Origin of the sequence: Mycoplasma tullyi, from assembly GCF_014068355.1 — a bacterium.
Taxonomy (GTDB): domain Bacteria; phylum Bacillota_I; class Bacilli_A; order Mycoplasmatales; family Mycoplasmoidaceae; genus Mycoplasmoides; species Mycoplasmoides tullyi.
The window spans coordinates 761474-773663 of record NZ_CP059674.1; the positions used below are offsets into that span (position 1 = coordinate 761474).

Here is a 12190-nt window from a genome sequence, read left to right on the forward strand (position 1 = left end):
TACTCCTGTAATAAGATATGTCAAAAGTTTTAAGAAAGCACAATTTGATTTTGTCTAGCAGCTTGTTTCATCTTATTTAATAAGATGATTTGGTTAGTTAAACACTCTTCGTATAAGCCGTTATCAAACAACCGTTTTCTAAAATCAAAAACAAAGTTCTTGATCTCAACTGATTCATAAATATATTTATGTAAGAACATAAAGGTATGTTCGCATAACTCTTTTAGAGCAACTTGTTTGATACTAGTTTTAAGTGCTTCTAAAAAGCTCTTTTCCATATTTGAATGTAGTTGATCAAACTTGATAATATTCTCTTTATAGTTCTTATTTAGGTTTTGTTCTAATTCAACAAGTTGATTAATATTATCTGAAATTAGTTTATATAACTTATCATTTTTAAGTTCATTTGCTTGATAATAGTTCTTAAGCATTACGAACTGTAATTTCAGATTGTTCGTATTAAATAAGAAGTTTTCATAAACAGCAATATTATCAAGAATTGTTTTAACTAAGATCTCTAAACTATCGTTTAGATTAGTTGCATTACTAGCTATATTACTAATTAAGAATAAGTAATCTTTGTGACTTAACTTCTTTTGATTTTCTTCATTAATCTCGTTGATCATTAGTTTTAATTGATCAGATCGATAACTTAGTTTTCTAATCTGTTCAAGTAACATATGATCTTTTTCAAAATTAGTATTAAAGATTGTTAATTTATTTTTTAGTTGTTCGAAGTTTTTTAAATAATGATCAATTCAATATTTAAATGCTTGATAGATAACTGCAATCGTATTTTTAGATTTAGTCTCTAACTCTAACTCATTTTTAAGTGGCACGATCAGATTGAACTTATCAGCTAACAACATCTGGGTTTGCTTAAAGTTACGTTGCATCAACAATCGATGAACGGTCTCTAAATCTTTATTCGTATATTTAATGATTGTATTAATCTTTTGTTTCTTTTCTTCAGTAAAGTTTGGATCCTGAACCAAGATACCAAATGAATAATAGATATCTTCAATGAAGTACTTTAATCTTACCCTTCATTTGTTTAGTACGAAGTAGGTTTTTGCCATCTTAATTAAAGCGGGTAGATTCTTTAACCAGTGCTCGATGATGGCAATCAACCGATTGTTGAGTAACTTCGTGGCGGACTCTTCTAAATGGAATAAACAATCTGAAAAACTATTAACCATTCTTAATAGTTCTTCATTGTCAAATGTTGGTAAAATGTATTTTTCTAAAAACTTAATTAGATTGTCAAATAATTCTTTAAAACTAACTATCAACTCAGATGAGTGATTCTTATAACCTGAGATATCACCCTTAATTTGGGTAAATGAACCATCCAACATCTCAATCTTATTTAGATACAGATTGATCTGTTTAGTTGTTTGTTTAACGTAATTGAAATCAAAATGATAATCAAAATTACATAATTCGTTAATTGGTTCATAAACCGAATTAATCTGTTCACGATAATAATTATTAAATTTATTAACATATTGAACAACATGTTTTAATCCAGTTTGATCATTAGCCAATTTAGCTAATCTTTGAATCGTTAAATTATAGTTTTTTGCCGATAAAACATTATATTTTTCTCGGAACTTATAGTTTTTATTAACTGATCTGCGCACCCTGATAAAGATCACAAAATAGATAGCATACATAACAACTACAAGCGTTGTTATTACTGCTAACACAATAATTAAGATTGATTGGGTATTAAGATTAAGTGATTTTAATGCGGTGCGAATAATGTTCATCTAATAAAATCTAACTGTGTTTTTGTATTAACTGCGTCAATACTTTAATACTAACATTTGGGTTGGCTTGTCCATTGGTTTTTTTCATTAATAAACCAATTAATAATTTTTCCACTCGTTCTTTGCGTTGATCATAATCTTTTAAGATGGAAATGTTTTCAAGTAAGATTGGTTCTAGCAATGAAATAATTTCATTTTCATCTTTAATCTGTTTCATATTTAAACGATCAACGATTTCAGAAACTGTTTCATCAGTTTTAAGAATTTCGTCTAAAACAACTTTAGCTTGTTTTTGGTTTAGATCTTCGTTTTTAATTAAAACTAAAAGATCAGCTAAATTATCAAACCACTTGGGATTAATTAATTCTAGTTGTAACTTCAACTTATTAATTCGACCAATAAACTCAATCAATAATCATTTACTTACAAAAGCTAGATCATTTATTCTTTGATTAATCTCATTAATCTTTTTATATAAAAAGACATTATCTAATAATAGATCGACAAATTGTTGATCCACTCCTTCAGATAACAGTTTATTTTCAAGTTCCTTAATATTAAACACTTGCATTTGATCTACTTCAGATAAGAATTCTTGATCAAGATTAATTCCAATAATGTTTGGCTCAAACATATAGCGATAATCAATCGCATTAGTTTTCTCACGCATAAACACAGTTTGATTTAATTGATCATCATAACGCATTGTTGCTTGAACAACTTTTTTGTTTGATAACAACAGCTCTTGTTGGCGTGAGATCTCGTAATTAATCGCCTTTTCAACATTATTAATTGAGTTAATGTTTTTAATCTCAACTCTTGTTCCATAATTAGGAGCACCAGTTGGTCTAATAGAAACATTAACATCAACACGCATTGAACCTTCTTCTAATTTAGCATCACTAATATCATTAAAGATTAAGATTCTTCTTAGATTAGTTAAGTATTCCTTAACTTCTTTACCACTATCAAACACTGGATCAGTAACGATCTCAATTAATGGTGAACCAGCACGGTTGTAATCTAATAAGATTTGGTTATTTTCATTCAGTTGTTTAGCAGTATCTTCTTCAATATGAAAACGTTGGATTGGTACTCTTTTATTTGAGATATCTAAATAACCGTCAGTAGCAATTGGATGGTGTTGTTGAGTTATTTGATAACCTTTTGGTAAATCTTGATAAAAGTAATTCTTGCGATCAAATCTTAAGTAATGATCGACGTTTTGCATATTTAAAGCTTTAGCTAATACTAAAGCTTTTTTTACAACCAACGCATTCGGTTCAGGCATTGTTCCTGGTAAACCTAAATCGATTGGGTGAACATTAACATTAGGATCTGATCTGTGTGAGTTAGCTGATGGTGAAAACATCTTGGTTTTAGAATTCACCGCAACATGAACTTCAATTCCAATGATTGGTTGAAAATTATGCATTAATGCTTCCTCCATTATTATCTAATTCAGTTTCAATTAGATAAGCAGTTTTAATGATGAGATCATCATTAAACTGGTTTGAAACTAAATTTAATCCCACGGTTAGATTATCACGATTCTTAATCATTGGAATCGTGATAGAAGGATGACCACCAAAGTTAGCGATTGATAAGAAATCATCAATTAAATTAGTGTCAGCTAATCCTTGATTGTGATCTTCAATACTAGCTGCAAAATTACTTGCACCAAGACTGAATACAACATCGACATCTTTTTTGGATTGTTCAAAATGATCAACGATCATTCTTCGTGCTTTTTGCGCTTTTTTAAATAATGGTTCGTAGTTTTCAGCTAGCGTAATATAAGCTCCGATTGTAAATCTTCTTTTAATCTGATCACCTAGTAATTTGGTTCTGGCATTAATTACTTTTTGTTCGTAATTATCACCATCAACTTTTTCACCAAACGGAATACCTGTTAAGTTTGCATAACAACTATTAGCCTCTGAAAAACTTAAGATCTGATAAGTTGGTGAAACTGCTTTTAGTAATTCGATATCAAACTCAAGTTCAACAATCTCAAACTTATTAGTTTTATTTAAGAAATCAATAACCTTTTTTCATGCAGTTAAGATATCTTCATACATGTAAGGTTCAAGATTCTTATAATAACCTAATCTGATTTTTTTCTCGCCAAGATCTGGTTCTAATAAATGGTTTAATAAACCTTTAGAGCGTTTTTGGGAAGTGAAATCTTTAGGATCGAATTGGCTTAATGCGTCAGTAACGATCGCAACATCTGTAACATTTCTTGTAAAGATTGCCACATGATCCATAGATGGCGCATAAGGATATACTCCATATCTTGAGATTGATCCATAGGTTGGTTTAAATCCAACAATTCCAACTAAACTTGCTGGACGACGAACTGAATCACCTGTATCAGTAGCTACACTAAAAACGACTGAATTGTTTGCCACACTAATAGCACTTCCAGAAGAAGAACCTCCGGGTGCATATTTTTTAGAAATCGGGTGATGGGTATAACCAAACCCAGAATATAGACCTGTTCCACCAAGACCAAATTCGTCCATATTTACTTTAGCAACCATCAACGCATTTAAGCTTTCTAAGATCTTGTAAACGGTTGCATCATACGGAGGAGTATAATGTTCAAGAAATCTTGAACCACCAGTAGTAGTTATCCCTTTAGTCGAAATATTATCTTTCAAACTATAAGGAATGTAAGCTAACAATGAATTATTAGCCAAATTCTCATCAAAGTTTTTAACTTGCTCATTTACCCCTTGTTCATTTACATATAAATAAGCATTGGTTCAATGATACTTATGAATTAATTTAAGTGAATTATTAACTAACTGATCAGGAGTAATTTCTTTTTTTCTTAGTTGACTATTAAACTTTAAGATATCAGATTTCATAGTTATACTTTGACAAAGTCTCCTAAAGTTTCTTTAGCGGTTTTTTGGGCAATCTTCTGATCAGATTGATAAATCTCATTATCATCCCTTAGTTTGTTTGAACTATTCGAAATCGGATAGTTCATCGCTTTAACATCGTTCGTATCAAGCTTTTCAATCTGTTTAAAATTACTTAAAATATCTTCAAACTCAACTTGAAGTTTTTCAAGTTGATTATCATCTAATTCAAACATCATCAAACGTGATAGTCTTTTTAGATCATCTTTATTAATTTTCATCTCTCCCCCTTCTTTTCTAGTTGTTCAGTGTTTAACAAACAATGGTGTATTAAGATCCTCAGTCAATTCATCCTCATAGTTGTATTTCATGATTGGTTGGATGATCATGATGACTGGAAAGATCACAACAATATCAATCATGAATAATGCTGGGTTGGCAATCAATCTTACTGAGATTCATAATGCGTAAGGTTGACCTGTGATCTCCTTATCAAAGATTGGTAAGAAGAATAAGTTTACCAATACAGCATTAACTCCAGCTAACACAACTAATGAGCTTAGTGAAGAATATCAGTTTTGCTTGGCATCAATTGTAATAATATTCTTGTGGTTACAGTGAATCTGTCGTTTGTGCACAAACCCACTTAATGAATAAGCATTACTTGGTGTGGTTAGTTTATATATTAAAAAGGTTATTCAGATAAATGCGATGATGCCGATTCCAAACCCAAGAACGATTCAAGTAAATACTACTGATGATATTCTGGTTTGACTAACCCCTGGGATTGATAGATCAAACCCACCATTCATTCTGATCTGAGGCATGCTAGTGATTAAAAAGATCGTTAATAAGAAACTAGCAATTACTAACAAGCTTAAATAAACTGATAGTGAGAAGTTGCGATATTTGGAATATTTTGATGTTGTTAGTAATGATCGAATCATTCCTGCCAACATCCCTGTTAGGATCGCAACTACGAAATATCCATAGTGGAAAAAACCAGCTGAAAGCGTTACTGCTAATAGATCAATAATGATCCCTGAGATCATCCCGATAATTGGTCCAAATAATAAGCCTGAGATCTTAACTAAGATTGTTTCAATTGAAACTCTAGTACCTGGATAGACTCTGAATAAGATAGAAGCCAATCCACCCGTTATTGCACTAATTAATAAGATGATCGCTACTGCGATGGCTATAACCATCGCAACGTTAGTCATCCCGATTACGGAAAATCGGGGAATAGTGTAATAACGTTTCTTTCTAAATAGGTAATAATACAACTTCTTAGTTAAAGATAAAACAAGCACCAACCCAACAATGATTGCAAAAACAACCATAGCAAATGAACTTGATGGTTGGATAAATGATTCTTTCATAACGCTTTTTGTCTATTTGTTATTATAAATTACATTATTTATTATGTTTAATTCATTGTATGGGTTGTTGATTCTTAGATTTAAGCAACTCATTAATTAAATTAAAGTGGTTATTGTTGAAGAATTGTTTGGCACTAAAAAAGCTAGGATGAGCTGATTTTAGTACATGTTTTAAGTCGTAAGGTTCTAGAAACTCCTGGGCTTTCTTTCCTCATAGTACAAAGATCGGATCAATTTTTTCTTCAAGCAACTTAACAATTAAGAACTTAATCAATTCTTCCCAACCTAGATTTTGATCACTTAGTGGGTTTTGCTTTCTTACAGTTAAAATCGTATTGATCAACAAGACACCTTGATTTGCCCAATTTTTTAGAGAATAATCAAAATTATCAAGTTGTTGTTCATCTAACTTTAGGTTATTACTGAACTCCTTAATAATATTTCTTAACGACACTGGCGGTTTATTATTATCAACACCAAAAGCTAAGCCATTGGCTTTTTTAATATCAGCATAAGGATCTTGACCAATAATTACAACCTTAGTTTTTTGATAATCAAAAAAGTTGAAGGCATTAAAAATTAATTCCTTTTTAGGAATTAATTCATTATCTTCACTTCTAGTTTTAATCAATTGATCTAATCTAGAATAAATTGTTTTGTGCGTAACAAAAAATTGATTGATTAAATCTTTTCAATTAGTTTTAATCTCACTAATAAGTTGTTCTAACATTAGTTTTGGTTGTTAGTTGGTTGAGGTGTCGTTTCACCATTCATTCCGTTAGTTGATGGATTCATCGTCCCGCCATTTGTATTATCAGTTGGTTGGGGTTCCATCATGCCGTTCATACCATTAGATGCTGGAGGCATCATTTTACCGTTTGCATTACTATCTGATTGAGGGGACATACCATCCTTCATTTCATTCATTGAAGGAGACATCATCTCAGTCTTCATGTCAGTAGCTGATGAACTCATCAACGTCTTAATTTGAGGATCGTTGTTTGGTGGAACTAGATCGATCTTTGAATAATCTTCAACTTGAGTTAATTTATCAAAATATCAGTTGTAATATTTAGCTAAATTCGCACCAAATGCATTATTATCAACAACATCATTCTGATTAATAATTCTAAAGTGAGTGTTGCTTAATAAATTAAAGAATAAACCAGTATTTTGACGAATATTACTAATCTGATTAGTTAATGTATCAGCATTCATATCTTGAGTGTTGATATATTGATCAGCACTTAAAATCTTAGATAAATCAACTAATGAATCATTTCATTCTTGTTTAAAACCAATTCTTTGATCTTTTAAATTACCTGATTGATAAACTAAGTTATCAGGATTAGATAAGATTTTTAATGGAATAATGCTATCAATTGCAGTTGGTCTAATTACGTAATCAGCTGGATTGGTTGATAACATAGCATTAGTGGTATTACTAGCTCTTTGTTCAACGTTGTATCTTACAACTACACCTAAATCATTAAGCTTTAAATTAAATACTGGAGCAGTTAATTGATGTTTATAAATTGATTGGAACTTGTTGGCTAACGCTTGGAATCTTACATCACTAGTTGAAGTAATATAAGAATCTCTTGTAGGAGCCACATCACTATTTAATCCAACAATATAATAAGCAAATGAGATATTAACATTTGAAAGCACAAATAACTTAGTTAAATAATTTGAAGTATTTAACAAGTTATTTGCTTCAATCTCATTAGCTTTTAATTTGTAATCAACGTTGTAAGCACGTGGATCATAAATGCCGTTTTTAGCCGTTAATTCTGGAGTTAATTCTTTGAATTCAAATTTAATATCAATTGGCGTAAAGATATAATTATCTGTCTCGTTACCAGTTAATAATCCATTTGCCATTGATTCATAGAATGATCTAATCAAACCAGCTTGATTATTTTCAGTTGAAAATAAACTAGCTGCTCAGTTATCTAACTTATTAACTTCTAGATAGTTATACAAATTACTAGAATAATGAATTGCTGGTAAACTAATTGAATTTAAAAGTGTGATGAATGCTTGATCATAGAACAACTTAAATGTTAGATCAATTGAACTATCATTGTTATTAACAAAAGTTGGGGTGTCATTGCTATCATATGCTCCTACAGCATATGAAAAATTATTAAAGGTGTTGTTTGGATTAGCATTCATTCCTTGTTGAGGAGCAGGTTGTCTAATCTCATTTTGATTTCAACCTAAATAAACAACTTCCTTAGCCGAAGTTTTTGGATTTTGGGGATCTTTTAAGACATCTAAAAACTTCGCATAAGTCATGTTGTTACGTCTAAAGATAGCAGACGAACATGAACTTAATGCAACCGTACTAGCTAACACTAATGTTGGTATTAATAGGATTTTTTTCTTCATTATTAATTTTGATCCTCTAAGAATTTAGAATGCTCTTTATCAAAGACAAACTTAACTTGTCCAGTTGGTCCTGAACGGTTTTTAGCAATATGCATTACGACATCAATTTTGTTTTCCACTTCTTGGAAATCTTCTTCATTTTGTCGTTTATTAGGTGTTGAAGAATGAATGAAGATTACGATATCAGCATCTTGTTCAATACTTCCGCTTTCTCTTAAGTCAGATAAGATCGGAATTGAATCTGTTCCTTTACGTTCTTCAATTCTTCTAGACAATTGCGCAAGCGCAATTACTGGAACGTTATATTGTTTAGCAATTCGTTTTAAACTTCCAGAGATATAACCAATTGCTTCGTGTCTCGAACGATTTTTAGTACTATCTAGATCATCTGTACTGATTAATTGTAAGTAGTCAACAATAATTAATCGAGGTATTTTATTAATACTAGCTAGATAGTTTAAATCGTTATAAATTGTTTTGATTGATGTTTGGGGCGAAGAGTTAATGAATAAAGGTAATTGTTTTAATTCATTAATTCCCTTAGCAAAATTATGATAGTTTGTGTGACGTTTGATAAAAACTTCAAGTGCATTTGATAGTTTAAAACTAATAGTTGAATGCAAACTACCAAGTCTAGCTAAGATCTCATCTGCATTCATTTCAATTGAATAGAATAAACAGATTTCATCATCTTTGTTCGCATCAATATCTTCGTTTTCAGATTCTCTTTGCAGTTTTAATGATCTTAATTCGTTTGCTAAGTTATACAAGATGTTGATCGCAAAAGCAGTTTTACCACGTCCAGGACGTGCAGCTATTACTAACAAGTTACCTGGAACTAAACCACTTAAATATTTATCTAAACCAGGATAACCTGTTGAATAAATATTATTGTTCTTATTAATAACAAGGTTATTAATTTTTTCTAGAAAATTATCCGCAATTATATCGATCGAATCTAGATCGGTTTGAATCGAACGGTTAACGATTTCGTTAATCCGTTTTTCAAACTTATTTAATGGCACTAATGGACCATTAAGGTTTTTATTATCAAAGTTAACTTCTTGAGTGAAGTCATAAGATAGATAAAAAACTGATCTAAATTTACTGTGCTCAACTAATTGTTTTAAGTATTTAGCAAAGTTTTCTGGACTGATGTTTGAGTTCGCTCTAATATAAGAACAAGATTCATTTAATGAATCTAGTTCTTTATTTTCTAAAGTGAAGTTTTCATTAATCCAAGATTGAATACTATCAATAGAACCATCAGTTTCACCAAGATATAAATCTGTAGTTAAACACTTAAAGATGTAACGATTAATCCCAGTGAAATCAGAATCATCTAGAACTCTTCTAGCCATCTCATAACCTTGAATTCGATGAACAAGACAACTTAAAACTAGCAGTTCTAATCGATAACACTTATAGAAAAATAACTGATTTTTCTTATAAAGTTCACTTTGTGCTGGATTGAAATTAACGATATTTTCATTGTAAATATCGCTAATACTTTCAATTTCACTAGCAATAGCCAACTCTTCGTTGGTTATAATGTCAGAATCATCATCACTGTCGGATTCAATTTCATCATCTAATGATTGGTTAAATTGATTGATCAACATGTATTATTGTGCTTTAGATACTTTAACTAGAATTGTTGATTGAATCCCTTCAAAAATATTAATTTTTACTTGGTGTTCACCAATATCTAGCTTCATTTTGCTATCAAGCATATCTTTGGTAACAAAGATGTGTTTTTTACTTAAATCATCCACAATATGCTTGTAGCCAATTGTTCCAAACGCTTTATCTTCTTCGTTAGTACGAACGCTGTATTCTAAGACAACGCCTTCAAGTTGTTTAGCTAAATTTTTAGCTTCTAGAGCTAATAAATCATGTTGTTCGTTACGCTTAACAACTTTAAGATCTAAGCGTTTTTGTCCTCTTTCAGAATATGGTTCTGCTAACTTGTTTTTAAATAAATAGTTTTTTGCATAACCATCTGCTACATTAACTACGCTGTCGGCTTTACCTAAACTAGGTACATCTTTAAGTAAGATAACTTTCATACTATATCACCTCGTAGTTTAATTTTATTAAATTAATCTTTAACAAAAGGTAGCAAAGCCATAATTCTAGCTTTTTTGATCGCGTTAGAAACGTGTCTTTGGTGTAAGTTACAGTTACCTGATTGACGTCTAGAAACGATCTTAGCGTAAGAGTTTAGGTTCTTTCTTAAAGTGTTAACGTCTTTGTAATCAACTTTTAAGATTCCTTTAGCACAGAAGTGACAAAGTTTTCTTGAACGACTTTTGTAAAAAGTTTTTCTTTTAGCTCCATCTACAGAAGGCTTAGCATTAGTTTTTGTAGCTTCTTTCTTGTCGTCACTACTAATGTTGTTTGCTGGTTGTTTTGTAATATCACTCATGGTGTTTTATCCTTAATAAAAATGTTTTGATAATATTTCTTTATTTATTTTCGTTCATTCAAGTATCCATATCGATCGTCATATCATCATCGTCATCATCATCTAATAGACTATGATCTGGTTTGAAATTAGATGGTGTACTGAATTTAGCAAAATCTTTTGGTTCGATCTTTTGAATATCTTCAATATCGTAGTTTTCACGATAGCCTTTGATTTCAGTAGTCGCAGGTGGATCGAACGAGTCATCATTAGAGTAAGAATTATTGTAATTACCATATGAAGATGAACCCATTCGATTAAATCTGTTTTCTTTAGGTAATGATCGATATCCCGATTTATTGAATGATAACGGGATTTTTCTAATTCGATCGGTTACGATTGATAATCGTAAATATTCACGACCATTTTGACTTACCTGTAATTCAGATTTAAGATGACCTTCTATTGAAACCAGATCACCTTTTTCTAAACTGTTTAATGCATAATCAGCATTTTTGTTCCAAACATTAATGCTGAAATGATACGGTTCTCTTGGATACATTTGTTGAGAAAAATCTGCTTGATGAACTATTAACTTTAATTCGCAACCATAATTGTCGCGATAATCAATCTTAGATGGATCATCAGTTAATATTCCAATGAGAATTACTTTATTCATCGCTCTTTAATTAAGCTTGTTTTTCTACTTTTTGCTTGTTTTCTGGTTGTTTGTTAGAAGCAGGTTTTCTTGTTAAATTAACTTTTCTTAAAACAGGAATCTTTTGTTCTGGTAAATCTTCACCAAATTTTTCTCTTAAGATCCAAACTTCTCTAGCTCCAGCTTTTTCAACTTTAGAGTTACGTTTGCTTCCTTTAATTTGGAAGTAACCGTTCTCTTGAACTTGTTTCATGATATCGTTGTATCTTGCTTGTTTTTGTTTAGAAAGCGCAACTTTTTTAGCATTTTGGCTAGCTCTGTAACCAAATTCTTTTTCAGTGTTAAGAATTAATGTTCTTAAAACATCATTTCTAATACCAGCTAAACGCTTGTATTCGTGAACAGATTTACCATCACTAGTTAAAAATAAATTAAAGTAGTGAGCTGTTACTTCTTTTTTAATAGGGTATTCTAAAGTTTTTTGCCCTAAGTATTCTTCTGTGATTTCAGTTTTACCAAACACAGCTTTTAATTCATCATTTACAGACTGTGCTTGATTTTGGTTAAGCTGACCGCTTACCATTAGCATGATTTCATATTTTGCCATTTGTTATTTTAATCCTTGGGTATGAAAATTTCGACTTATTTATTTTCTGATTAATTAATTAAATTTTAATTACATTAGACAAAGCAAATATGTCTTG

Annotated in this window: 11 protein-coding genes; all 11 read right to left on the reverse strand. The window is 30.6% G+C overall.

Annotation, left to right across the window (positions count from 1 at the left end; genetic code table 4):
* Positions 1-29 precede the first annotated feature (29 nt).
* The 11 genes from H3143_RS02995 to rpsF are packed head-to-tail and all read right to left on the reverse strand — an operon-like array spanning position 30 to position 12093.
* Complete coding sequence (locus H3143_RS02995; RefSeq protein WP_182078727.1) at positions 30-1772, reverse strand: hypothetical protein; 1743 nt, start codon at positions 1770-1772, stop codon at positions 30-32.
* 10 nt (positions 1773-1782) lie between these two features.
* Positions 1783-3207 (reverse strand): Asp-tRNA(Asn)/Glu-tRNA(Gln) amidotransferase subunit GatB, encoded by a 1425-nt coding sequence (gene gatB, locus H3143_RS03000; protein WP_267128823.1) that lies wholly within the window; start codon positions 3205-3207, stop codon positions 1783-1785.
* Complete coding sequence (locus H3143_RS03005; RefSeq protein WP_182078729.1) at positions 3200-4648, reverse strand: amidase family protein; 1449 nt, start codon at positions 4646-4648, stop codon at positions 3200-3202. Before H3143_RS03005 ends, gatB begins: the two co-directional genes overlap by 8 nt.
* A 2-nt stretch (positions 4649-4650) precedes the next feature.
* Positions 4651-6027 carry an Asp-tRNA(Asn)/Glu-tRNA(Gln) amidotransferase subunit GatC gene (gatC, locus tag H3143_RS03010; protein WP_182078730.1) on the reverse strand — a complete coding sequence of 459 codons (1377 nt, stop codon included), beginning with the start codon at positions 6025-6027 and terminating at the stop codon, positions 4651-4653.
* A gap of 34 nt (positions 6028-6061) precedes the next feature.
* Complete coding sequence (locus H3143_RS03015) at positions 6062-6757, reverse strand: uracil-DNA glycosylase (protein WP_182078731.1); 696 nt, start codon at positions 6755-6757, stop codon at positions 6062-6064.
* The gene (locus tag H3143_RS03020; protein ID WP_228444781.1) at positions 6757-8421 is read right to left on the reverse strand and encodes a hypothetical protein; all 1665 of its coding nucleotides are present in this window, start codon (positions 8419-8421) and stop codon (positions 6757-6759) included. The genes H3143_RS03015 and H3143_RS03020 overlap by 1 nt, the downstream gene beginning before the upstream one ends.
* Before the next feature lie 2 nt (positions 8422-8423).
* Positions 8424-10043, reverse strand: coding sequence for a DnaB-like helicase C-terminal domain-containing protein (locus H3143_RS03025; protein WP_182078732.1), 1620 nt, complete (start codon positions 10041-10043; stop codon positions 8424-8426).
* A gap of 3 nt (positions 10044-10046) precedes the next feature.
* A complete protein-coding gene (gene rplI, locus H3143_RS03030; RefSeq protein WP_182078733.1) occupies positions 10047-10490 on the reverse strand; it encodes a 50S ribosomal protein L9 in 444 nt (147 codons plus the stop codon).
* Between the two features lie 32 nt (positions 10491-10522).
* Entirely contained in the window at positions 10523-10849 is a 327-nt protein-coding gene (rpsR, locus tag H3143_RS03035; protein WP_182078734.1) for a 30S ribosomal protein S18, read from the reverse strand.
* Between the two features lie 40 nt (positions 10850-10889).
* Entirely contained in the window at positions 10890-11507 is a 618-nt protein-coding gene (locus H3143_RS03040; protein WP_182078735.1) for a single-stranded DNA-binding protein, read from the reverse strand.
* Positions 11508-11517: 10 nt separating this feature from the next.
* Positions 11518-12093, reverse strand: a complete 576-nt coding sequence (gene rpsF / locus H3143_RS03045) for a 30S ribosomal protein S6 (protein ID WP_182078736.1) — start codon at positions 12091-12093, stop codon at positions 11518-11520.
* Positions 12094-12190: the final 97 nt, after the last annotated feature.